Source organism: Thalassovita taeanensis, from assembly GCF_900110775.1.
GTDB classification, from domain to species: Bacteria; Pseudomonadota; Alphaproteobacteria; order Rhodobacterales; family Rhodobacteraceae; genus Litorimicrobium; species Litorimicrobium taeanense.
Genome location: NZ_FOEP01000009.1, coordinates 44,348 through 68,485 on the forward strand (window position 1 = coordinate 44,348; position 24,138 = coordinate 68,485).

Sequence of the window (24,138 nt, forward strand, 5' to 3'; positions counted from 1 at the left end):
ATGTGTGTTGAACTCGACCTGAGTGCGTTGCGTCTGAGCGACTATATCAGACCCGGCGATACCTTGTGTTGGGGCCAAGCCGCAGCGGAGCCACTGAACCTGACCAAGACCTTGATCGACCAGCGCCATAGCATTGGCCCGATCAAGGCCTTTATCGGAATAGGGTTTTCGGAAACGCCCGATCCGGCGCTGTGCGACACGATCCAGTTTCAATCTTATTGTGGCACGGGCACCAATAGGAAGCTGATTGCAGCCAATTGCCTTGATATCCTGCCGATCCCGTATTCCTTTTTTCCAAAGGTGCTTGCGCAGCGCGTGGATGTATTGCTTTTGCAACTCGCCCCGACAGGCACAGAGGGCGAGTTCAGTTTTGGAATGGCCTGCGAATATCTTCACGCCCTTGTTGGGCGTGCGCGCGTGGTCATCGCCGAGGTCAACGACCAAGTGCCAGCCACACGGTCGGACTGGACCATCAGCGCCGCAGATATCGACGTTCTGATCCGTAGCTCCACCCCTGTGAGTGAGGCCACCTCGCCGTCGGCGCCGACTGCCGTCGACTTGGCCATCGCGGAGCATGTCGCAGCCCTGATCGATGACGGCGCGACACTGCAGGTCGGTTTGGGAACGCTGCCTACGGCCATTTTGAATGCATTGTCCGGGCACAGGGATTTGGGTCTTCATTCCGGCATGATCAACGATAGCCTTTCCCGCCTGATCGAAAGCGGCGTGATCACCAACGCCCGCAAAGGCCGCGATGAAGGCATCAGCATAGGCGGTATGCTCACAGGCGATGCGCGAACCCGGGCCTTTTGCCACAACAACCCGGCCATTCGACTGGCGCCGACAGAATACACTCACGCGATCAGGACTTTGGCGCAACTCAACAAGTTCACAGCGATCAACTCTGCCATCGAAGTTGATCTTACCGGACAAGCCAACGCCGAAGTCGCTGCTGGGCGCTATGTCGGAGCTGTGGGTGGCGGTACTGATTTCTTGCGCGGCGCCGCTGCTTCGGAGGGTGGGCTGCCCATCTTGGCCTTGCCTGCTGCACTCACCACAAGGTCGGGCAAGCTGATCAGCAAAATTGTAACCAAGCTGAGCGGTCCTACCAGTGTTTCGCGGGCTGACGCAGGCATTGTCGTGACTGAATACGGTGTCGCCGATCTGCGCGGCCTTGGCTTGGCTGCGCGGGTCGAAAAAATGATCTCAATCGCCCATCCCGACCTGCGAGAGCAGTTGAGCCGAGACGCGGTGCCAAGTTGACGAAACGCCCCCTATAGGGCCGTTACACCCCAATCTGACATGACCTCATCATTGTGCTCGCCCGCGTTTGGTGGGCGGCGACCAATGCTCCCCGGTGTACGGCTGAACCTTGGCGCAGGGGCGGGCTGCACAACATCATGTACCGTTACAAAGGTCTCTCGTGCCTTGTTGTGCGGATGCTCGGGGGCTTCAGCCATGGTAAGAACCGGCGCAAAACAAACATCCGTCCCTTCCAGCAACTCACACCAGTCTTGGCGGGGCTTCGTTAGAAACAGCTCGACAAGAAGTTGCTTTTTTTCCGCCCAGCTTGCTCTGTCCATCTGATTAAGCATTGTAGGATGATCGGAAAACCCGACCTTTTCCAAAAACAATTTGTAAAACTGTGGCTCGAGCGGACCTAGAGAGACCCAGCTTTCGTCAGCGCATTTGAATGTGCCATAGAACGGTGCGCTGCCATCCAACAGATTTGAAGCCCGCTCATCTGACCATCGGCCCGCGTTTTTCATGCTATACATCAAAGACATCAAATGCGCAGCGCCATCGGTCATAGCGGCGTCAACAACTTGGCCCTGCCCCGACGATTTGGCTTCAAGAATGGCGCTCAGAATCCCGATCGCCAGATACATCGACCCACCGCCGAAATCTCCAACAAGGTTCAACGGCGCGACCGGGCCCGACTCCGCCGTCCCGATGGCAGCCAGGGCGCCAGTTAGCGAGATATAGTTGATGTCGTGGCCCGCCGCATTGGCCAATGGGCCAAATTGGCCCCACCCAGTCATGCGCCCAAAGACCAATGCGGGGTTGAGCTCTAAACACACCTCAGGCCCCAAACCTAGACGCTCCATTACGCCGGGTCGAAATCCCTCGATCAAAGCATCGGCTTTCGAGATCAGTTGAAGCGCTGTATCCACGCCTTCTTTGGATTTCAAATCAACAGAAACAGACCGACGCCCCCGAGAGAGAACATCGTAAGCGCTCTCTTTGCTGGCGCCGTTCTGAGGACGCTCCAGCCTTACAACGTCCGCCCCCAAGTCAGCCAACAACATTGCGCAGAAAGGTCCCGGCCCAATGCCAGCCATTTCAATGATCTTAATTCCGTTCAGCGGGCCCATATAACGTCATCCTATTCGGGCGCTTTTCACGGGGCCCATACGGTCAAAAAGATGCCCCACCGATTTCGCGGCGGGGCATTTGATTTGATTTATTTGACTGGCTCGAATGCCAGTACGTCGACATTGGCCTTCATCAACCCCAGCTCCAACCGCGCAAAGTGATCGTCCGCGCTAAAGCTGACCGGCGAAGAAATGCCGGTTTCGAAATCGGTAAGGCCCTCAAGTTTTTCGATGGTGCAGTCCCAGGTCGGTTCTGCGCCACAACGAGAAATCGCTTCGAACATTGCCCGTGCCGCGATGTAGCCGGTGAAGGTATAGCGGTTCGTCGCTGCCATTTCGTCTTCGGTCAGAAACCCGGAAAGTTTTTCCAGAAATGCGATGCCTTTTTCGGATTGTTCCGGCACGACATAATCGGTCGCATAGAGATTGCTTCCTGCATCCCCCATCAGCTTCAGGATCGCAGGCACACGCCCCACGAAAGACGACCCAAGCGGGATGTCATAGCCCAGACGCTCAAGCTCTTTTGCCATGCCGACGTTTTCGGCGATAATCCCGCCCATCATGAACAGCTCGGCGCCGGACGCCTGAAGGCGCAGCATTTCGGACGAAAAATCGCGCTGACCCCGGGTGTATTTGTCGTCGTAGGCAACGTCAAACTTCAGATCGGCAAGCGCGCGATCAAAGCCTTGATGCGTTAGCGAACCATATTCATCGTCCTGAACGATAATACCCCAGGATTTTCCTGGGTTCAGGGCCGACAGCTCTCGCACGATGGCTTCGGAGGCAGCGTCATAAGTGCTCCCGACCACGAAAATATTCGGGACAAGAGGCGTATGAAGCTCTTCTGCGATGCCGATTGGCGAAATCGCAGGAATACCGCTGTCCCGCACAAGTGGAAGCACCGTCAGGCCCTGCGCAGCGCCCGAAAGCGACGTGAGGGCGAAAACCTTGTGCACGGTCAAAAGCTTACGGACCCCCTCGACCGTTCTTGAGTTAACATAGCCATCATCTTCGACGATGATACGGATCATGCGCCCGTTAATGCCACCTGCGGCATTGATCTCGGCCGCTGCCGCTTTCACACCCAGAGTGTGCGCAAACCCGAGCAAAGCAGGCGGGCCGGACACGGGCAGCACCTCGCCGATCAGGATTTCGGTATCAGTGATGCCTTGCTGCTCGGCAAGTGCCCCCGTTGCTGTTCCCAGCAAGAGCCCCGCGACTAGACCAAGCGTTGTTGGCAGAGACTTAATATTCATTTGGTTTCCTCCTCGTTGATACTTCGGCAGTCCTTGGCTCTTAATACTTGAGTGGCCAATTCACCCATGTGCGCTGCACATCCTTCCAAATCCCGACCAAACCGGTAGGATCAAAGCGTAAAAATCCAATTATAATAACACCATAGAGGATATTTCGAACCTCAAAGGCTTTGGTCGCCATAACCTCTTGCGCGGCGTCGCCAGTCAGGCTGAGCAAGACGCCTGTGATCTCGGGGAGCAGCACAATCAAAATCGTGCCCAGAACCACCCCAAGCGCCGACCCCAAACCGCCGACAACCAAAATGGCCAAAGCCTCGATCGTGAGATGGAAAGTGAAGCCTTCAACGGTGACAAAGCTAAGATAAACGCCAAACAAAGCCCCCGCGATGCCGGTCATAAAGGCGCTCATGACAAAGGCCAGCAGCTTGTAGGCGATCAGGTTGATGCCCATTGATTGCGCCGCAATATCATTGTCTCTGATGGCCATAAACGCACGTCCGATCCGCGAACGCCGAATGTTCAGGGTGACGGCAAGCGCAGCTACGGCAAAAAACAGGCACAGCCAGTAAAATGCGGCATCAGATTTGAAGCTGATCCCAAACATTGTCGGGCGCGGCAAAAAGATTCCACTGGATCCGTTGGTGATAAAGTCCGCTTCAAGAATTGCCGTATTGATAATGAATGCAAAAGCCATCGTCGTGATCGCCAGATAGATACCTTTGAGCCGCAACGACGGTGCCCCGACGATGACCCCCGCGATCGCGGGCACGATACCCGCCATCAGGAACCCCAAGAGCGGGTGCAGGCCATGAATACCCACCGTCACCGCGTATCCATAGGCACCCAGGACGAGAAATCCGACATGCCCCAGCGAAACCAGACCAGTATAGCCCATCAAGATGTTGAGCCCCAAGGCGCCCACCAGCGTGAACAAGATCACGGTCACGAGCCCTAATAGATGGGCGTCCAGAACCATCGGCGCGCCGATAAGCGCAACCATCAACAGGCATGACCACGTTGCAACCGACTTTGAGTCTGTCAGCGCAATGAGTTCGCCAACGTTTTGTTTGAAATTTCCGCTGCGCATTAGACTCTCTCAATCTCACGTTGACCGAACAAGCCCGAAGGTCGGATCATCAAGACGCCAACGATCAGAACGAAGCCCGAAATTTCTTTGATGGTGGATGACATATAGCCACCGGTCATATTTTCGATCAGCCCAACAATGATGCCACCGAAGGCGGAACCAAGAACCGCGTCCAAGCCACCCAAGATAGCAGCAGGAAAGGCTTTAAGGCCGATTGAGTAGATATCAGGGGAAATGTCGTACAGCGCAGCAAAGCAGACCCCAGCCATGCCGGCGATTGTCGATGAGGCGGCCCAAGCAACGGCTTGGACCCGTGCAGTGTTCACGCCCATCAAAAGCGCAGTCCGGTCGTCATCGGCCACCGCGCGCATCGCTATCCCATAACGGCTGTAACGGAAGAACGCCCACGAGGCGACCAACAGCGCGCCCATAAGGCCAATCACAAAGACCTGCCCAGCGCGCATGTTCAGATTGCCGATACGTATCAATTCGCTGGCGGCCTCAATTCCCATTGGGTGTGGCGACGCATCCCAGATAAGCAGAACAAGCGACCGCAGGATCACTGCCAAACCAATTGTGACAAGAACAATGGAAAAGATCGGTTCACCCATCATTGGGCGGATCAGAAGCCTTTCGATGACAAGCCCCAAAACCATACCCGCAACAATCGTAAACACAGCGACCCCAATCAGCCCGCTTCCGAACTGACCAGCGAAGGCCCAAGTCAAATAAGCCACCATCATGGCAACTTCGCCTTGGGCAAAATTGATAAGCCCCGTAGATTTATAGACCAATGCAAAGGCCATCGCGATCAGGCCATAGATGGCACCGATAGCGATGCCCGTCGCGGTGAGCTGGATTAAGTAATTCACGCCTTTGTCCCCCCGTAAATATACGCAATTTCTGCTTCAAACTTGGTTTCGATAATCGCGCGCCTCACCTTTTGGGTTGCGGTCAACTCGCCATCATCCTGATCCAGTTCTTTCTCTAGAAGAGCAAATCGCCGTATGTTTTCCACCCTCGCGAACCGACCATTCACTTCATCGACAATGCCTTGGATCAGCTCTCGCGTTTCCGGAAGTTTGGCCAGCGACGTAAATGTCGTATAGGCAATGTCATTGTCGCGCGCCCAACGGCCAACGTCGTCGTATTCGATCTGAATGATTGCACCGAGGAACTTTCGGCCTTCGCCGACGACTATCGCCTCTTTGACGTAAGGGCTGTCCTTCAACGCATTTTCAATTTCAGACGGCGCGATATTCTTCCCGCCGCTCGTGATAATGATTGATTTCTTTCGATCGACGATAGCGATCTCGTCGCCCTCCAGAACCTCGACGATATCACCAGTTGCCAGCCAACCGTCCTCGGAAACGGTGTCCTTGGTTGCTGCGTCGTTATAGAGGTAACCAGAAAAGACGCCCGGAGATCTCAAAAAGATCTCGTTGTCTTCGCCCAGCTTCCATTCGGTATTTGGAAAGGCGCGACCGCTACTGCCGGTTCTGAAATAGCTTGTATCCGTTTGCACAAAAGCAAGTCCGGCAGATTCAGTCTGGCCATAACCCTGCCCGACCGGCAAGCCAATGATATCAAAAAAGCGCAGAGTTTCCGGAGAAATGGACGCACCACCGCACATGCGAACCCGCGAGTTTTGAAGCCCCATAAACCGCTGCATATTGCGGAACATGCCCCAATACAGCAGTTTCGACATGACCTTGTCCCCAAAGGATACATCCCCTTTGGTCGCAATCCGTCGATCCGACAAAACGCGGCCCTTGGCCATCGCCCAATCATAGGCTTTTTTACGAATTTTACCGCTGTCGTTTACCCGAAAGACAAAGCCCGATTGCAGCTTTTCCCAAATGCGCGGCACGCCCAGCATATAGGACGGCGCAATTTCACGGACATTGGCGGCGACCGTGTCGATGGATTCAGCAAAATTGATCTTGCCAGACATGACGAGATGCATCACCGGGCCATAGCAGCGTTCGGCGACGTGACAGAGCGGCAGATAGCTGACCGTCTCGAGGTCGAGCCCCTCCAACCCAACCATTTCCGCATAGGCGTGGGTTGCATAGATGATCCCACGGTGGCTCAGAAGCGCTCCCTTGGGTTTGCCCGTGGTGCCCGAGGTATAAACTATGATTGCCACATCGTCAGGCGTGCCCTCCGTAATGGCGGCATCCAGCCATGCATCAGCTTCGGGATGTTCTGCGCGATAAGCATCGCCTAGCGCCAACAAGTCGTCAAAGCTGCCAAGGTGATCCTCAGTATATTCCCGCATTCCCTTGTTGTCGACGCAGTAACACTTGAGCAGATCGGGCATTCCGCCCTCAAACTTCAACGCATCCAGCACCTTGTCAGTTTGTTCCTGATCCCCGGTGATTGCGACCTTGGCCTTGCAGTGTTTCACGATATATTGCAATTCCGGCCATGGGTTTGTGGGATAAATCCCGGTCACCCGCACCCCAATCATCTGAGCACCCAGATCCGCATACAGCCACTCCGGCGTGTTCTCACTGGCGATCGCAATCGTGTCTTCTTTGGTCAGACCAAGCGCCCAAAGGCCAAAGGCCACGCGGCGCGCTGTTTGGTAGTAGTGGTTCCAGTCAGCCCCCTGCCACAGACCGAACTTCTTCTCCCTCAGTGCAAGTTTTGATCCATGTTCGGCAGCGTTTTGGCGCAACATCTTGGGCAATGTTGTTTCACCAGCCATCAGCACTTCTTTTGCAATCATTTCGCCGCTCCTTCGCTCTCGCCAAGATAGGCTTTGATGACGTCAGGGTTTGCTTTGATCTCATCCGGCGTTCCGCTGGCGATTTTGCTGCCAAAGTTGATCACATGGATGTAGTCAGAAATATCCATCACGATTTTCATGTCGTGCTCGACCATCAAAATCGGGATTCCCAATTCTTCACGGATGTCCAAGACAAATCGGGCAATGTCTTCACTTTCTTCGTGATTCATCCCCGCGACGATCTCGTCCAGAAGTAAGATTTTTGGATCGCAGGCCAGGGCGCGGCCAAGCTCGACGCGCTTTTGCAATCCGTATGACAATCCACCGACGGGCATATCGCGGATTTCCTCAATCTCCAGAAAATCGACGATTTCCTCGGCGCGCTGACGCGCCGCCATTTCTTCCCGGCGCGCACGCCCCCAGAAAATGGCCGCATCCAGCGCGTTTGACTTCATATGAACATGGCGTCCGACCAGAATATTTTCGATCACGGTGCCCTGCGAAAACAACGCAAGATTCTGAAATGTCCGGCCAACACCGGCTGCGGCATATTTCCACGGCTTCATATTGGTGGTGTCTTGGCCGTCAAATATGATTTTTCCAGCACTTGGCCGCAAGACACCACTGATCATGTTGAACAAGGTCGTCTTGCCAGCGCCATTCGGACCGATCACAGAGCATATCTGGCCACGTTCGACCGTCATGCTGACATCATTGACAGCCTTAATTCCACCAAAGGATTTGGAGAGATTGGTGATCTCTAAAAGCGCGCTCATGACAGCCACCTCTTGCGACGTTTATAGTGCTTCACATCCCGCATGCTTTTTCCTTCGCTGGCCTCGCCCAGCCCCAGATAAAACTCTTTCACATCACGGTTGTTAGCCAACGCATCTGCGGCTCCATCCATCACGACCCGACCGTTCTCCATGATGTAGGCGTAGTCGGCGATCTCGAGGGCGCGATGGGCATTTTGCTCAACCAACAAGATCGAGGCCCCGTTTTCATCACGCAGCTTGCGCAACACCTTGAAAATTTCGTCAATGATTTGGGGGGCCAAACCAAGTGAAGGCTCGTCCAGACACAGCAGCTTTGGGTCACTCATCAAAGCGCGCCCGACGGCAACCATCTGCTGTTCCCCACCCGACAGATATCCAGAGATATGTGATGCCTTTTCTTTGAGGCGCGGAAACAGCTCGAAGACGAACTCCAAACGCTCTGCAAGCACTTTACTGCCGACCAGATGCCCCCCCATCACAAGGTTTTCATGCACGGTCAGCGGAGCGAATAGCCGACGCCCCTCAGGCACCTGCACCAACCCGCGCCCTACAATGAGGTCGGGCATAAGCTCCGAGATATTTTCGCCCCTGAAGTTGATACTGCCGTTTTCGATCTCACCATCTTCGGTAAACAATACCCCAGATACACCTTTGAGGATTGTCGACTTCCCAGCTCCGTTGGCACCGAGTAACGCCACGATTTTCCCTGCGGAAACCGATAGAGATACATCACGGACTGCCTCGATCGAGCTATTGTAGACAACCTTGAGATTTCGAATTGAAAGTAGGTTTTCACTATCGTCCAACACTGCGGTGGACTTGACAGCTCCGCCGGTCACGGAATGATGTTGATCAGTCGTCAACTTGTTGCTCCCCCCTTTTGACTGCGTCAAAACTTCGCAGTCGTTCGCCTCTAATAACAAAACCGGACGTTCGGTCCAAGTTTTAAATTCGCATTAATGTGTTTTCTCCCCATCCCGTCGATGCCCCACCGAATTGGGATTGATTTCGCCCTTCATGCGCCAATCTGGGCCGAAGTCCTCCAAGGGATGAAAAAACATCGGCTCCTCCGTCGCGATCGTCGCCAGCCTGGCCTCATACTCGTCAAGATACTCTGCCAGCTTTGCAGGATCGGAGTAGTGAATGGACCACGCGACGAATGGCTCCAGAACCTCGAAACCAGTGTAGGCAAGGGTGCCGCTATGAAGGTGCCAAAGGCTGATCTTCAGATCCCCGAGCAACCCATCAGGCGCGACCATGTCAGGATAGCAACCCGAGGTCAGGCTGAGCATCGCACGGCGCCCTTTCAGCCCACCGGTGTTCATTCTTTTGCCTTTGCCATAGGCGACACCGTTCACCAGCACGCGATCGATCCAGCCCTTCATGATCGCCGGGACAGACCACCACCACAACGGAAACTGCAAAATCAGCGTGTCGCACCAAAGCAGCTTGTCGATTTCGGTTTGAATATCCTGCGCGAATGCGCCCTGCTCATGGCTAAATTTCTGTTCGCGATCATACTGAAGCGCATCACTAAAACGGCGCGATTCAAAGTCATCAGCGGAGGCAACAGGGTTGAACCCCATCTCGTATAGATCGGAAACACGGATTTCATGCCCTGCCTCGGTCAAGCATCTGATCGACCTCTCCAACAGCGCCGCGCTGAACGATTTTGGCTCGTTGTGGGCATAGACGATTAAAACTTTCACTCTCACCTCCTAAGCGTGGGTTCGGTGTCAGGTATTTCGGCTCGTCCAGGCGGGCACCAGAACTGCGCCGCCAAACGAAACTCCGCCTGCCGCCTCACAAGCGTTTTGCGACCTCTTCAAGCATCAGCTCAGTCGCTCCGCCTCCGATTGTTAAGATACGCGCATCGCGCACCATCCGCTCAATCGGAGTGCCGGTAATATAGCCGATCCCACCGTGCAGTTGCAGGCAGCCGTGCAGAACCTCTTGCAAGCCTTCACACCCATAGGCTTTGAGCATCGACACCTCACGCACAGTGTCCTGTCCGTCTTCCATCATCTGCGCGCAAGTATAGACATAGGACCGTATCATCGCGGCCTTGGATGCCCACCATGCCAGCTTGTTCCGCACCACGGGTTGGTCCCAAAGCGGTTTGCCAAAGGCTTTGCGCGTCCGCAAATAGTCCGCAGTCAGTTCAATCGCCTTACTCATTTGACCCGCCGCCATCGCCCCAGCGACCAAGCGCTCATTCTGCAAAGTGCTCATCAGATAGTGAAACCCTTTGCCCGCCTCGCCGAGCAAATTGTCATGCGGCACACGCATGTTTTCGAATATTAATTCGGCTGTGTCTGATGCGCGCCAACCATGCTTGTCGAACTTGGATATCACTTCAAACCCCGGCGTGCCCTTTTCGACAATAAACAGGCTCAGGCCGCGGCTGGGCTTGGCATCGGGATCAGTGCGCGCCGCGACGATATAGATGTCGCCATAAACGCCATTCGTAATAAACGTCTTGCCGCCATTGATGACCCAATCGTCACCATCGCGCACAGCCTTGGTGGTCAGTCCAGCAACATCCGATCCAGCCCCTGGTTCGGTAATACAGACACAACCAACTTTTTTGCCGCTGCATACATCTGGAAGAAACCTGCGCTTTTGCTCTTCAGTCCCGCGATGCGCAATATGGCTCATCGACATATCGCTATGAACGGTTACCGCCGTTGCAACGCCACCGTAGGTCGAGCGGCTAAGCTCTTCGCCCAGTATGACCGACGCCATCGGACCAAGGCCGCCGCCACCGTATTGTTCTGGATGGCGCATACCCAGCAGGCCCAATTCGCCCAACTTTAGAAACAGATCACGCGGAATATGACCCTGTGCTTCCCACGGTTCTGCATTGGGAACAATTTCTGTTTCAACAAAGCGACGCACCTGTTCGCGCAGCATACGAAATTCGTCTTCCAAGCGATTTGGCTCACCGAACTCAAACATTCACCCATCCTCCCTTCACCCCTCGAAAGAAGGGCCATTGCTTTAAAATATTGCGGTTGCTCAGGCGGGTTGGCGCGCCTCGCCGAGAATACCATCGACCACAACTTTTGCGGTTTCAGCGCATGCTTGCGTACCACCGTTGCCGTAAATCTTGACACCATCGCCCACGGACCACAGCCCCTCGATGCCGGTCTCCTGCTCCATGTCGAAACCAGCCGCGGCACGTTGCGCTGGCCAGTCATCCCGCATGACGCGCACAGACAGCATCTTGGTCTTTTCATCGAAACCGGGGAATTGCTCTCGCAGATCCATCATGCCTTCTTCGACTTCTGCGTCACTATCGAAGTCCCCGGTACTTGGAATTGGCACGGCATAAGCAACATATTGATGCCACCCCTCCGGGGCGATCTCTGGGCACGTGGCCGTCAGGTTTGCGATATTGCACAATCGACGGGTCTTGCCGAATGTCATGATACCTGGGACTTTCATCAGCGGCTCGCGCGAAGCAAAGTTATAAACGATGTTCGCGGCTGGCCGCAGAACATCGCGAACACGCTGCACATAATCGGCCGTGAAATTGTCCTCACCGGCCAAAGCGACAGTCGCCTTTGGTCCAGCGTTCGAAACAATGACGTCCGCCGACACTCTTACAGGCACGCCATCGCGCATGACATGCACAGCCACGGCACGACCGCCCTGTACCTCAATGGATTGCGCCGCAGTGCTCAACCAAATTTCGCCGCCATTAGCAATGACCGACGCGCCCAGAGCATCCCATGCCCCCATCGTTCCCTCCGGATGAAAACCAAAGCGCTTGAAGGCACCTTTGGAGGTAAAATAGGTTAGAAAGGCCCGCGCCGGAATTTCATCTGCGTTCGTTGCAAAAATCGACGCACATAAATTGCGAAAAATGGCGTGAACGGTCTGGTTCTTTGTATAGCTCCGCAACCAGTCGTCGGTCGACTGACCGCCATCGGGCATACTCCCACTTTTGGCCTTGGCGAACTGATCCAGAACTTTAGAGGCCTGCTTCGTCAAGCCGCCAAGCAAGAACCCCCAACCGCCTTTGCTAACGTCAACGACCTTCTTGTCCAAATAAAATACTGCTGCCGGCTTCGGTTCCCGGACATCCAACGGAGCACCGACCAAGGCAAATGTTTCTTCAAAAACGCCGCCCAATTCCAAAGCAATTGCTCCGATATTGACTTTGTGACCATCAATGACCTCGGTGCCGGCACGACCGCCCAAATAGTCGTGATCATCAATCAGCAGAGTTTTCTTGCCGAAATGCGCCAGTCGCGCCGCGGCACAACACCCGCCCGCCCCAGCCCCGATAACGATAGCATCAAACTCATTCCCCGTTACCATTCCGGCCACTCCCTTTTCTAACAAGACGAAGAATCTCCATCGGCTCATATATAAACCGTCCCGACGGATTATTTATAGGAAGACTGGAAAAACAGCAAGCATTTCCAAACTTTTTGCGCGCGGCGATGGGCGGAAACGTACGATATTTTAATGGAGCATAGATTTTATGGAGAAACTGGCGGCCGCATCGAACGCAGTATGAAAGAAGTCAGCAAGGCCTTTGAGGTAGTTTCTCCCGCCGCAAGGGGCCATTTGAGCACCCGACACACTGCGCTGACGCAGCGTGCCAACCAGACATCAAAACAACGGTATCAAGCGCGCGGCCACGGCCAGCGGCAGGGTCATAATCCTGCAAGGCGGCCGTCTCGTTGCCCCCATAGCCGACTTTAGCACCTCGCAGGCCAGAGAATCCCGTCTCGTCGAAGGGGCCGAGGCCTCGCCCCATCGCGCCCGTCAGGTGTCGTCATTCGACAGTTCAATGATTTCCGTCGTGGTTTGCTCCTGCCGCGCCTGTGTAAATTGCGTGCGCAGGTCCTCGCGGATTTGCCGAACATTGGTGCGGGCCCGTGACATTGCCGACATACGCGCATCATTTTCGGCCGCGAACCCCAGCATCAATGCTTCGCAGATTTCGGTGAAGACATATTCCTCAACAAGGTGAGTCACCAGAACCGAGGGCAACAGTGTGATCAGCGGGGCATCGCTCCGCGCGGCTTTTTCAAACCGCGAGAAGTCAAACGGCATAAGGTGCCGAACCGTCAAGCTTTGGTCCGTCTTGTCCGGTTCGCCGTAGATGATACTGACCCGCACGAACGCGCTGCGGTCAATCAGAGCAAAAACCGCATCGACAATCTGGCTGGCCAGCTGGGGCACCTCGCCGGGATGAGAGGCCATGTTTTCCGACCAGACAGGTGCTATTCCGCGGCCCTCAAATTCGGAAATGCAGCGCTGTCCGACCAGAAGGAAGGCGTCAGAGGCCCCGCCATTTGCGCCCTCCGCCCCCTCCATTTCGCCTAGCGCGCCAGAAATGATGCGGTCACTGTAGGATCCGCTGAAGCCTTGCGCCGCACCGACAACGATCCTCAGGTGCAGGCCGTCTTGTGTTTCGCCGGTCGGGTGCGCCGCTCCGGGAAGCAGTGACAGCGCATCAATCATGGCGCGCGCTACGGTGCGTTCCTGTTCGCGGATCGCGGTGAGGTGCTTGCGCGCCTCTTGTGCATGCGCTGCAGCCATCGCGCGCATCGCAACGACCACGCCTTCGATCTGTTCGATATTGCCGATGCGTGCCTTAATGTCTTCGGGGCGACGCATCAATCGTTGCCCGCTGGCGGTTCGCTGCTGTCAATCACATGCCGAACGCAACCAAGCAGGGCTGCGCTCTGCGCCTCGTCCAAAGCAGAGGGACGATCCTTGACCGGCGCAAGAACAGGCTCGCTGTTAATGGCAGCGGCCAGCCGAACCTTGAGGGAAGGGATATCATCCAGCGGAATCGCATCCAGAAGCCCTGCATCCAAAGCAGACAAAAGCCCGATCTGGTCGATGGCGCGCAACGGGGTATATCGCGCCTGTTGCAAAAGCGCGCTGATCCGGTCGCCATGATCAATCCGCCGCTTGATCCCCGCGTCCGCAAACCCACCGAAGCGTGAAAACAGACGCAGTTCGAGATACTGCGCATAATCAAGCCGGACACGCCCCGCAACGGCCTTGAGGGCCCCAAGCTGCGCCTTGCCGCCGACGCGGCTGACACTAAGCCCGACATCAATGGCAGGGCGCTGGTTTCCCGCAAAAAGCTGGGTCGAAAGCACAATCTGGCCATCGGAAATCGAAATCAGGTTGGTCGGGATATAGGCAGATAGATTCCCGGCCTCGACCTCGGCAATCGGCAGCGCGGTAAGCGAGCCGCCGCCCTTTTCCGGCGACAGCTTTGCCGCGCGTTCCAGAAGGCGGGCATGCAGATAGAAAATATCACCGGGATATGCTTCGCGCCCGGGCGGCTGGCGGGCCAAGAGCGACAGTTCGCGGTGGGTCGCCGCATGTTTGGACAGATCATCGTACACGATCAAAGCGTGACCGCCTTGGTCACGGAAATATTCCGCAATCGTTGTGCCCGCGAACGGGGCCAGCCAGCGCAACCCCGGCTCTGCCGTGGCCGACGCCACCACAAAGATACAGCGGTCGATATTCCCCTTTTGACGCACGGCCTCGATGACACGGCGTACCGCAGTGGCCCGTTGGCCGATTGCGACATAGACGCAGACCATATCCGTGTCTTTCTGGTTGATGATCGTATCGACTGCGATCGCGGTCTTTCCTGTGGCCCTCTCTCCGACGATCAGTTCGCGCTGCCCCCGGCCGATGGCAAAAAGCGCATCAATGACCAAAAGGCCGGTTTCTACCGGTTCACTAACGAAATCGCGGTCGATGATCTCAGGGGCCGGACGTTCGACCAATCGCCTCTCCTTGGCCACGATGGGCGTGCCGCCGTCCAGCGAGCGGCCCAGAGGATCAACGACACGCCCCAGCAACTCTTCTCCGACCGGCACGCTGGCCAACATCCCAGTGCGCCTGACGATCGCGCCCGCCTCGATCCGGTCGCTGGGGTCGAGCAAAACGGCCTGAAGAATTTTTGTTTCAAGGTTCAGCACGAACCCTTTCTGGCCCCCCTCGAACTCCAACAATTCACCCAGTCGAACAGCGCCCAACCCCGAGACATGCACCAGCCCGTCCGCAACTTGCGTCACGCGCCCCAGGGACTCGGCCTCGGGCCCCAGTCTGACCTCGTCGACGACCCTTGCGAGCGTTTCCATCGCGGGCTCATTGCGAGGGGGCGGGGTCTCAGATTTTGCCATTTTTCGCCAATGCCTCGGCTATGCGACCAAGATCGTATTTCAGGGAATTGTGGATGACACCGTGCCGACCGCTCAACTCAAGCCCGGCGATCAGACTTTCGTCGAGGGTGAAGGCGGGCATCTGATCCGTCGCGACCACCTCGCGGATTGCTTCGGTTGCCGCCGCCATCTCAGCCTTGGTCAGGATCCGCGGCGCGACCAACCGCAAGGGATCAGGACCGGTGCCAAGCGCCTCACGCTGCTCCGCGTCCAGCGATATCAGCGCCTCTTTCAATCGCTCAGGATACCCCGATATCCGCGCATCCTGTGGCAAATTTCCAAGCAGCTTTTGCGTGATCGAAACCGCAAGCTCAGCCGCCTTGTCCAACTGTGCGTTGCGGTCTTCTTCAGCCCGCCGCGCGGCATCATCGTAGGCCTTCGCCGCGATGTCAGCGGCGGCTTTCTCAGCTTGATCCAAAATCTTCTTCTTCTGAGTTTCGGCCTCGCTGCGGGCGGCATCGATGATCTGAAGCCTCTCTGCCGCGTTCTTCCGCTGCCCAGCCATTGCGGTGGCCTCAGCTTCGGCGGCCTGCTGCTGCGCCGCCTCTGCTGCCGCGAGAATTCTATTCGTCTCAGCCTGACGTTCAGCGATAATGCGGGCGACAGGCCGAAACATGAAATGGCTGAGCAGCCACATCAGAACCGTAACGTTGATCACCTGAAACCCAAAGGTCCACCAGTCGAATTGCATGGCAAAAGCCGTCCTTTAGACAGTGTAGGGATTGGCAAAAAGCAGCAAAAGGGCAATGACCAGACAATAGATCGCCATCGTCTCGATCATCGCGAGGCCGACGAACAACGTGCGCGAGATGGTTCCGGCAGCTTCGGGTTGACGCGAAATCGCATCCATCGCGGCGGCGACTGCCCGTCCCTCGGCGATGGCGGGCCCAATCGCGCCAAACGAGACTGCAAGTGCTGCGCAGATGATGCTCGCCAATTTGATATAATCCATGTCCATAGCTCAGCTTCCCTTCGTGATGTGTATCGTACCGGCAGAGGGCGCTTCGGATCGCGCCTCGTCTCCTATCGCTGCGGCGATGAAAACGGTTGAAAGAACTGCAAAAATATAAGCCTGCACCGCCCCGGTCAGCAGATCCAGCGCCATAAGCGGGATCGGCACCAGAAGGCCCGCGAGCGACAGCACAATCCCCACAACAAATGCGCCGCTCATCACGTTTCCGAACAGACGCACCATCAGCGAAAACGTACGCGTGATCTGCTCCACCAGATTGAGTGGGACCATGACCCAGGTCGGCTCGGCAAATGTCTTGAGATATCCGATCACGCCGTTTGACTTGATGCCATAGAAGATCGTGGCAACAAACACGATGGCAGCAAGAGCCGCATCGGTTTCAAGATGCGCGGTTGGCGGATCGACGCCCGGAACCAGCGACACCCAGTTGGCCGCAAGGATAAAAAAGAACAGCGTGCCTACAAGTACGCGATACGGCGCAGGATCGCGTTGAAGCGTCGCCTCGATCTGAGCGTCGAGTGTGGCCACCAACAGCTCCAACACCGTTTGTGCCGGGCCCGCATCCAGCTTGAGCCCGCGCGCCAGAACCGCAACGGTCAGAACGAGGACCCCCATGATGGCCCAGGTCACCACCACCAGTGTTGCCACCGGCACGGGCCCGATGGTGAAGGCAATATCCAAGCTGAGCGGTGTATCGGTCATTTTGCGTTCCTACACCGCGCAAGAACGCGACCGCGTGCCAGCAACACGCCGCCAGCCCCTGCAATCAAAGCCGAGGCACCGAACATCGCAAACACCCAGAGCAGACCACCAAGCACCGCCAGCCGCGCGACCTGCAAGAAAACTGCCGTCATATCTCCAGAAACAAGGCGGTGCGCGACCACGTCAAGCGTGCGGAAATGCACTACACCCGCCAGATACCCGACAGGCAAAGCCGCCAACGCAAGCACCACCCATGCGCCGGGAAAGAGTGCCTGGAACTGCCCGAGGGCGTCAATCATTGCTCGTGCATCCATCTTAACGCGAGCCACAAACCCAGTGCCGCGCCCACCATAGTCAGCGCCGCCGAAAATGTGACGCCGGTTCCAAGCCCCCGATCCATCCAGCCGCCCACAAAGACGCCAATCAACACCGGCACGACGATCATCCAGCCCAACACGCCGATCTGTCCGAATCGGCGGCCAAGCGACGGCTCTGGGTCATCAGCAAGCTGTTCCGCCCGACGGGCGGCATCGCGCGCGGCATCGCTCAGCATCTCGTCCTTGTGTTTCCCGGTCATTGGAAAACCTCGTCCAATCTAACATCCGAAGCCAAATCGCCACCGTCTGAAATATGCAGCATGATCTGCCTTATTGCGCGAACATGCATGCGCGCGTGCTCGACGCGGGCGGCGCGCGCCTTCTCGGATTCCTGCGCAAGATGCTCGTGAACGCCGCCTTCGAGCGTCGACAAGTCCGCCCCGAGTATGCCCTGTCGGCATGCGATGCGAATAGTCGCCCCATTCTCGACCGTCAGAACGCCGCCACGCAAGGCGCAGAACGCCCAGCCTTCGCTCTCCCGGCGCCAGCGAACCACACACGCACGCAGCACAGTCAACAGCGGAACATGCCCCGGCAGGACACCGAAACCGCCGCTTTCATCTTCAGCGCGCAACGAGCGTACATCATCGGCATCAACGATGACATCAAGCGGCGTGGAGATGATTAGCCTCATTGCGGATGTCATGGGGCAACCGCCTTTTCGGTCTGCCGCTGGGGGGCGGGCGTAGAAACCTGCGACATCTCCGCCTGTTTCTGGCGCGCTTCATCCAGATTTCCGACCATATAGAGCGCGCTTTCGTCCCAAGCGTCGCATTCACCGTCAAGGATCGCACGGCAGCCCGCGATGGTGTCGGCAATCGGCACCGAGCGGCCCTCCAGCCCCGAAAACGCCGAGGCCACAAAGAACGGCTGTGTCAGGAATCGCTGCAACCGCCGCGCACGTCCCACCGACAGCCGTTCGTCTGTGCCCAATTCCTCGACCCCCAGAAGGGCGATGACGTCTTTCAATTCGATATAGTGTTCGATCACTTCGCGCACCCGACCAGCAACATCTGCATGCTCCTGCCCCACGATAAACGGATCAAGCAGCACCGACGTCGTCGCGATCGGGTCGATGGCAGGATAAATACCCTCAGCCGCAAGCTGCCGAGACAGCACCACCATGCTGTCAACGTGGCTGCTGATTGCACCGACCGCCGGATCGGTAAAATCATCCGCCGGAACGTACACCGCCTCGATCGCGGTGACCGATGCGTTGCCAATCGACGCAATCCGTTCCTGCAACTCGGCCACCTCGGTTTCCAGCGTCGGCTGGTACCCCATCCGCGATGGTTTACGTCCAAGAAGCCCGGAAACTTCTGCCCCCGCCTGAACGAACCGAAAAACGTTGTCCATGAGCAAAAGCACGTTGCGCGCCTGCTCATCACGAAAATACTCGGCAACGGTCATCGCAGTCAGCGGAACCCGCCAGCGCGCCCCCGGCGGCTCATTCATCTGGCCATAAACCAATACGGTCTGATCAATTACCCCTGATGCTTTCATCTCATTGAGCATCTCATGACCTTCGCGACAGCGCTCGCCGACACCCGCAAAGACCGAGATGCCGTCGTAGCCAGCCACCATTGCATGGATCAACTCCATCACGAGAACGGTTTTGCCGACGCCCGCGCCGCCAAACATCGCCGCCTTGCCTCCCTGTGCCAGCGGAGCAAGGAGGTCGATGACCTTGATCCCTGTCGCGAATATCTCGGTCGTACCGCTCTGACGGGACATCGGCAGCGCGGGACGGTGGATCGGACGGGTGGGCGTATCTGGCGGAAATGCCGCGCCATTATCGGCAGGTTCGCCCATCATGTTCACCAACCGGCCGAGAACCCTGTCGCCGACCGGTGCCATGATCGGCTTTCCAGTCGCCTGGGCTGGCGCACCGCGCCACAGGCCCTGCGTTGGGTGCATCGCGATAGCGCGAATGGTCGTTTCATCCAAATGAGCCTGAACTTCGGTCAAGATACGGACATCGCCCGCCCAGACCAGAACAGCCTCGCGCAGGCCCGGCAGAGCCCCGTCAAACACGATATCAAGGACCGGCCCTCGCACTGCAACGACCCGACCGTGGGCCGCAGCGGCGTTGGGCGCGCGGGCAAGTATGCCCTTGGATCCCATCATTGCGCCGCTTTCGTTTCGGTTGCAGCACGAACAGCGCCTCGCAAGGTGGAGGAGGAGCTTTCTTCGTGCGGTGCAACCACGTCATCGCCTTTGCTCCCATTCCGCACCATCCGCCGCAACGGCGCGAAATCATCCGGGGTGATCGTCTCCCTCTCCAACAGAAGTGCGGCGCCCTTTTCCAGATCCACGCGGCGGTCGCTAAGGATGCTTTTCGCTCGCTCATAAGCCTCGTCGATCAGCTTGCGCACGGCCAGATCAACCTCGCGCGCGGTCGCTTCGGAATAATCCTTGCTACTGCTGTCAAACTGCCGACCGCCCAGCCATTGCAATTCTTTTCGTTCCAGAACGGCTTGCCCCAGATCGGCGCTCATGCCGAAGCGGGTTACGCATTCACGGGCGATATCGGTAACCTTGGCCAGATCGTCTGACGCACCGGTCGATATCTCGCCGAACATGATATCCTCTGATGCGCGGCCCGCCAGAAGAACCACCATGCGATCCTTCAGATCGCTGAACGTGATCAGGAACCGATCCTCGGTCGGGCGTTGCATGGTATAGCCCAACGCACCGATGGAGCGCGGAATGATCGAAACCTTATGCACCGGATCGGTGCTGACCAGCGACGCCGCAGCAAGCGCATGGCCCAGTTCGTGAAAGGCGACGCGTTCGCGTTCGGCCGGGTTCAGCAGCCGGGTCTTGCGTTCCGCACCCGCTACGATCCGCTCGACCGCCGCAGTCATGTCCGCCTCCGACACGCTGTCGGCACCGCGCCGCGTCGCGATGATCGCGGCCTCATTCACCAGATTGGCCAGATCGGCCCCGGTGAAACCCGTCGTGATCCCTGCGATCTTGTCCAGCTCTACATCCCGCGCCAGCTTGACCTTGCGGGTATGCACTTTGAGGATGTCCACTCGCCCCTTGCGTTCGGGCCGATCAACCACGACCTGCCGGTCAAAGCGACCCGACCGCAGAAGCGCGGCATCCAAAATCTCGGGCCGGTTGGTCGCCGCCAACAGCACAATACCAACACTCGGATCAAAACCGTCAAGTTCGGACAAAAGCTGATTCAGCGTCTGTTCCTTCTCATCCCCGCCGCCCATGCCCGACAAGCCCGAACGCGACCGCCCAAGCGCATCAAGTTCATCAATGAAGATGATACAGGGGGCAGCCTTGCGGGCCTGATCAAAAAGATCGCGTACCCGCGCGGCCCCGACCCCCACAAACATCTCGACAAATTCGGACCCCGAGATCGAGAAGAACGGCACCCCCGCCTCGCCCGCGACAGCGCGCGCAAGCAAGGTCTTTCCGGTGCCCGGCGGCCCCACCAGCAGCACCCCCTTGGGTATGCGCGCGCCCAAGCGCCCGTATTTGTTCTTGTCAGCAAGAAACGAAATGATTTCCTGCAATTCCGCCTTGGCCTCGTCCACCCCGGCGACATCGTCGAAGGTGACACCGGTGTCGCGTTCCACATAAACCTTGGCCTTTGACTTGCCGATGTTCACCAAGCCACCCATCCCCTGCCGATCCGCTATCTTTCGGAAAAAGATGGCCCAGAGCCCAAAGAAAAACAAAACCGGAAGAATCCAAGACAGAAGCGTCGACATCCATGTCTGATCTGACCCGCCTGAAAATTTAACACCAGATGCCTCAAGCTCCGCCGCGAAGGATGGCTCTACCCTTTGCGTGACAAAATAGTCCCGCCCATCGATCGGCATTACGAACGTGCCCTCGATCCGGGTTTCCGTCACCGTCACTTCGGCGATCTGGTTTTGTTTCAGATAGGCAAGAAACTCACTGTATTCCAGTGTCGCAACGGTCTGATAAGCAACCCAGAACTGGACAGCCGCAAGGCTTAGAAACACGAAGATAACGTATCCCAGATTCAATTTATGCTTGGATTCCATGGGCCTGCCATCACCTTGTCCGAGACACAATATAACCAAGATAGACTATCCGCCTCCGGCTCCGCCTTGTCTTGGATCAAGGATCCGCACGAACGCTCAACATTGAGTGGTCAGTGGCATACGCTCAACTTGGTTCGCGATTTTGAGGTCGCCTCATCGCGCTCCCCCGCCAACCAAGGCACCTTGCCGGGTTTCGCCATCGACGAAACCAGCCTTCACCGAGGCTGGTTCGCCAGCCCTCTTCGTGCCGGCTAAACCTCGCTCGGGATCAGGCGATCAAAACGCCATACGTCCCACACAGGATTTCGCCCGCACGGGGCACCTTTAATCGCGCCCGGTCGCAAAGGCGCGGCCCATCGCCAAGCCTCCACCGGACCTCCACGCCCCTAGCCTGCGGGAAGAGACCACTAACCTTCAATCGGGAACGGCAGGCGCGGGTCCATTGGCTCTGACGGCGGGTATTCGCCCGCATAGGCCTTTTTGCGAACCCCAGCAGGATCAATGCCTGCACGGCGATCCGCCAGCATTTTGGCCGGATCAACAGGCATACCAATTGGGTTGGCCTTGAACTCGGCAGAGTTGCGAACGAAGTCGCTCGACTTGTTCCAATCGTCAAAATTATCGGCCTGCAATTCGACGCTATTGCCATCCGGATCCACGTAATAGAACGACGTTGTCATACCGTGATCGAGCGTCAGATGCGGCTTGATCCCTAGGCCCCAAAGCCGCTCGAAGTTGATCAGAAGATCGTCAAGCGTATCGTACTCAAAGGCGACGTGATGCATTCCGGCCCGGATCATTTTGTCCGGGTCGTCAATAACCTCAGGCGAAGTGATGAGCGCAACACGGTGGTTTGCCGCATCATTTGAGGCCCACGCCCCGCCCTCAAATTGATGAAGCGGCCGTATGCCCGTTACGATGTCATACCACCCCAGCATCTGCTGAAGGCGTGGCGTTTTCAGATTGATGTGATGTAAAACCGGGTTCTTCTTCCCTGCATTCGGGTCCATTCTCTTCTCCTCCCAAAGTCGTATGGCGCGCAATAAATGATGATCGGCTTATTCCGCTCGGACCGGGTTCGCCAAAACACCCAGCCCTTCGATCTCGACCTCGCACAAATCGCCGGGCTTCATCCACAATGGCGGCGTTCGCACCGCACCAACCCCCGCCGGTGTGCCGGTGATGATCACATCCCCGGCGCTTAGGGTCATCGCAATGCTCAAATCATGGATCAGCGTCGCCACATCAAAGATCAACTTCCCGGTGTTTGAACTTTGGACAACCTCGCCATTCAACCGTGTTTCGATCTTGAGACCAGTGGCCCCGGCGGGCAGGTCATCAGGGGTTACCAGGCACGGACCAAACGCCCCCGTATGGTCGAAATTCTTGCCCAACGTCCATTGCGGCGTGCGCAATTGAAAGTCACGAACCGAAGCATCGTTAAAGATCGAATACCCTGCGACATGATCCAGCGCGCGCTCTTTTGAAATGCGGCGCCCTCCCGTCCCTATCACGACGGCCAATTCGCCCTCATAGTCGAACTTATCCGACTCCGGCGGGATCAATAAATCCGCCCCGTGCCCGACAAGGCCGCTGGCGAAACGAGCAAAAATCGTAGGAAATTCAGGAACTTCCATCCCACCTTCGGCTGCGTGGTCAGAATAATTCAGGCCGACGCAAATGATTTTTCCCGGATTTTGAACCACTGGCAAATAGGTGAAATCACCCGATGGCACCAGCGGCGCGTCGACCAATGCGCTCTTTGCAGCCTCAACTGCGCTCGCGCCGCGCGCAATGATTTCGTCAACATCACCGCAATACCCCGCATCACCTTCGAAGAGCGCACGGGCATTCCCGTCAGCATCTATCGCCGCCAATCCGACGTTTCCGTGTCGCGAAATCACCGCCAGTTTCATACGAATCTCCTCTCGCCAAATCCTTCCCAATAGAAAGCGGCGGACCCAATATGATGTCAATAAAAAATATTTTTGACAAAAATGACTTTTTTATTCAAGCTGCGAAAAACCGTAGAGGAACAGCACAATGACAATTGGTGTCTCCATGCTTGTCGGCAGCAGTCGCGCCGGATCATTGAACGAACGGCTGGCCAAAGCGATAGAGCGTCTGGCCCCAAAAGAGTTGGTTTTTGAGCGTGTGAAGATCGACGACCTGCCATTTTGCGACGCGGATCTGGAGAAATCACCGCCTGAGCAAGTGCTGCGCCTCAAAGCCACGCTTGACCGCAATCCTGCCGCCTTTTTCGTGATGCCTGAATTCAATCGCTCGCTTCCTGCGGTTCTGAAGAACGCGATCGATATCGGCTCGCGCCCGATGGCCGCGAATTCGTGGCGCGGCAAGGTCGTCGCTATGACCGGCGCATCCCCAGGCGCGATCGGCACCGCCGTGGGGCAGCAGCATCTGCGGCAAATTCTGTCGGTGATCGGCGCCAATGTAATGGCAGGCGAAGCCTATATCAGCTTCTCCCAGCCCGATCTGATTGCCGACGATGGCCATATCGAAAACGAAAGCACCCGCGCCTTTATACAAGCCTATGTTGACCGTTTCGCCGAATTCGCCCAACGGCTATGTGATCAATAAACGCGTATCAAATGG

Annotated in this window: 24 protein-coding genes; 2 read left to right on the forward strand and 22 right to left on the reverse strand. The window is 56.8% G+C overall.

Features of this window, described 5'->3' with window-relative positions; translation table 11 throughout:
• Positions 1 to 1,263: an acetyl-CoA hydrolase/transferase family protein gene (locus BSF79_RS12790; protein ID WP_090270217.1), complete on the forward strand. Its 1,263-nt coding sequence runs from the start codon at positions 1 to 3 to the stop codon at positions 1,261 to 1,263.
• A gap of 11 nt (positions 1,264 to 1,274) precedes the next feature.
• Here the strand turns inward: BSF79_RS12790 and BSF79_RS12795 are convergent, their stop codons facing one another.
• From BSF79_RS12795 to BSF79_RS12900, 22 genes are all read right to left on the reverse strand, one after another.
• On the reverse strand, positions 1,275 to 2,375 hold the full coding sequence (locus BSF79_RS12795; RefSeq protein ID WP_090270218.1) for a CaiB/BaiF CoA transferase family protein: 1,101 nt from the start codon (positions 2,373 to 2,375) through the stop codon (positions 1,275 to 1,277).
• 89 nt (positions 2,376 to 2,464) lie between these two features.
• Positions 2,465 to 3,631 carry an ABC transporter substrate-binding protein gene (locus tag BSF79_RS12800; protein ID WP_090270219.1) on the reverse strand — a complete coding sequence of 389 codons (1,167 nt, stop codon included), beginning with the start codon at positions 3,629 to 3,631 and terminating at the stop codon, positions 2,465 to 2,467.
• Between the two features lie 40 nt (positions 3,632 to 3,671).
• Positions 3,672 to 4,631, reverse strand: coding sequence for a branched-chain amino acid ABC transporter permease (locus BSF79_RS12805; protein WP_217650067.1), 960 nt, complete (start codon positions 4,629 to 4,631; stop codon positions 3,672 to 3,674).
• Positions 4,632 to 4,717: 86 nt separating this feature from the next.
• Positions 4,718 to 5,590: a branched-chain amino acid ABC transporter permease gene (locus BSF79_RS12810; RefSeq protein ID WP_090270221.1), complete on the reverse strand. Its 873-nt coding sequence runs from the start codon at positions 5,588 to 5,590 to the stop codon at positions 4,718 to 4,720.
• On the reverse strand, positions 5,587 to 7,431 hold the full coding sequence (locus BSF79_RS12815) for an AMP-dependent synthetase/ligase (RefSeq protein ID WP_217650068.1): 1,845 nt from the start codon (positions 7,429 to 7,431) through the stop codon (positions 5,587 to 5,589). Before BSF79_RS12815 ends, BSF79_RS12810 begins: the two co-directional genes overlap by 4 nt.
• Before the next feature lie 17 nt (positions 7,432 to 7,448).
• Positions 7,449 to 8,228: an ABC transporter ATP-binding protein gene (locus BSF79_RS12820; RefSeq protein WP_090270223.1), complete on the reverse strand. Its 780-nt coding sequence runs from the start codon at positions 8,226 to 8,228 to the stop codon at positions 7,449 to 7,451.
• Positions 8,225 to 9,091 (reverse strand): ABC transporter ATP-binding protein, encoded by an 867-nt coding sequence (locus BSF79_RS12825; RefSeq protein WP_245776401.1) that lies wholly within the window; start codon positions 9,089 to 9,091, stop codon positions 8,225 to 8,227. Before BSF79_RS12825 ends, BSF79_RS12820 begins: the two co-directional genes overlap by 4 nt.
• A 93-nt stretch (positions 9,092 to 9,184) precedes the next feature.
• Positions 9,185 to 9,943: an NAD(P)H-dependent oxidoreductase gene (locus tag BSF79_RS12830; protein ID WP_090270224.1), complete on the reverse strand. Its 759-nt coding sequence runs from the start codon at positions 9,941 to 9,943 to the stop codon at positions 9,185 to 9,187.
• A gap of 88 nt (positions 9,944 to 10,031) precedes the next feature.
• Positions 10,032 to 11,186 carry an acyl-CoA dehydrogenase family protein gene (locus BSF79_RS12835; protein WP_090270225.1) on the reverse strand — a complete coding sequence of 385 codons (1,155 nt, stop codon included), beginning with the start codon at positions 11,184 to 11,186 and terminating at the stop codon, positions 10,032 to 10,034.
• 60 nt (positions 11,187 to 11,246) lie between these two features.
• On the reverse strand, positions 11,247 to 12,602 hold the full coding sequence (locus tag BSF79_RS12840) for a phytoene desaturase family protein (RefSeq protein WP_217650069.1): 1,356 nt from the start codon (positions 12,600 to 12,602) through the stop codon (positions 11,247 to 11,249).
• A 405-nt stretch (positions 12,603 to 13,007) separates the two neighbouring features.
• The gene (locus tag BSF79_RS12845; protein WP_090270227.1) at positions 13,008 to 13,865 is read right to left on the reverse strand and encodes a F0F1 ATP synthase subunit gamma; all 858 of its coding nucleotides are present in this window, start codon (positions 13,863 to 13,865) and stop codon (positions 13,008 to 13,010) included.
• Positions 13,865 to 15,361, reverse strand: coding sequence for a F0F1 ATP synthase subunit alpha (locus tag BSF79_RS12850; protein WP_245776402.1), 1,497 nt, complete (start codon positions 15,359 to 15,361; stop codon positions 13,865 to 13,867). The genes BSF79_RS12845 and BSF79_RS12850 overlap by 1 nt, the downstream gene beginning before the upstream one ends.
• 28 nt (positions 15,362 to 15,389) lie before the next feature.
• Positions 15,390 to 16,133, reverse strand: a complete 744-nt coding sequence (locus tag BSF79_RS12855) for a F0F1 ATP synthase subunit B family protein (RefSeq protein ID WP_090270229.1) — start codon at positions 16,131 to 16,133, stop codon at positions 15,390 to 15,392.
• A gap of 15 nt (positions 16,134 to 16,148) precedes the next feature.
• Positions 16,149 to 16,394 carry a F0F1 ATP synthase subunit C gene (locus BSF79_RS12860; protein ID WP_090270306.1) on the reverse strand — a complete coding sequence of 82 codons (246 nt, stop codon included), beginning with the start codon at positions 16,392 to 16,394 and terminating at the stop codon, positions 16,149 to 16,151.
• A gap of 9 nt (positions 16,395 to 16,403) precedes the next feature.
• On the reverse strand, positions 16,404 to 17,117 hold the full coding sequence (locus BSF79_RS12865; protein WP_090270230.1) for a F0F1 ATP synthase subunit A: 714 nt from the start codon (positions 17,115 to 17,117) through the stop codon (positions 16,404 to 16,406).
• On the reverse strand, positions 17,114 to 17,416 hold the full coding sequence (locus tag BSF79_RS12870; RefSeq protein ID WP_139246439.1) for an N-ATPase subunit AtpR: 303 nt from the start codon (positions 17,414 to 17,416) through the stop codon (positions 17,114 to 17,116). The genes BSF79_RS12865 and BSF79_RS12870 overlap by 4 nt, the downstream gene beginning before the upstream one ends.
• On the reverse strand, positions 17,413 to 17,694 hold the full coding sequence (locus BSF79_RS12875) for an AtpZ/AtpI family protein (protein WP_090270232.1): 282 nt from the start codon (positions 17,692 to 17,694) through the stop codon (positions 17,413 to 17,415). The genes BSF79_RS12870 and BSF79_RS12875 overlap by 4 nt, the downstream gene beginning before the upstream one ends.
• Complete coding sequence (locus tag BSF79_RS12880; RefSeq protein ID WP_217650071.1) at positions 17,691 to 18,128, reverse strand: F0F1 ATP synthase subunit epsilon; 438 nt, start codon at positions 18,126 to 18,128, stop codon at positions 17,691 to 17,693. The genes BSF79_RS12875 and BSF79_RS12880 overlap by 4 nt, the downstream gene beginning before the upstream one ends.
• A gap of 8 nt (positions 18,129 to 18,136) precedes the next feature.
• Positions 18,137 to 19,621: a F0F1 ATP synthase subunit beta gene (atpD, locus tag BSF79_RS12885; RefSeq protein ID WP_281248642.1), complete on the reverse strand. Its 1,485-nt coding sequence runs from the start codon at positions 19,619 to 19,621 to the stop codon at positions 18,137 to 18,139.
• Positions 19,618 to 21,525: an ATP-dependent zinc metalloprotease FtsH gene (gene ftsH / locus BSF79_RS12890; protein ID WP_090270235.1), complete on the reverse strand. Its 1,908-nt coding sequence runs from the start codon at positions 21,523 to 21,525 to the stop codon at positions 19,618 to 19,620. The genes atpD and ftsH overlap by 4 nt, the downstream gene beginning before the upstream one ends.
• Positions 21,526 to 21,932: 407 nt before the next feature.
• Positions 21,933 to 22,535 carry a VOC family protein gene (locus BSF79_RS12895; RefSeq protein ID WP_090270236.1) on the reverse strand — a complete coding sequence of 201 codons (603 nt, stop codon included), beginning with the start codon at positions 22,533 to 22,535 and terminating at the stop codon, positions 21,933 to 21,935.
• A 48-nt stretch (positions 22,536 to 22,583) separates the two neighbouring features.
• On the reverse strand, positions 22,584 to 23,441 hold the full coding sequence (locus BSF79_RS12900; protein ID WP_090270237.1) for a fumarylacetoacetate hydrolase family protein: 858 nt from the start codon (positions 23,439 to 23,441) through the stop codon (positions 22,584 to 22,586).
• Positions 23,442 to 23,568: 127 nt separating this feature from the next.
• Between BSF79_RS12900 and BSF79_RS12905 the strand changes: the two genes are divergently transcribed.
• Positions 23,569 to 24,123 (forward strand): NADPH-dependent FMN reductase, encoded by a 555-nt coding sequence (locus tag BSF79_RS12905; RefSeq protein ID WP_090270238.1) that lies wholly within the window; start codon positions 23,569 to 23,571, stop codon positions 24,121 to 24,123.
• Positions 24,124 to 24,138 lie beyond the last annotated feature (15 nt).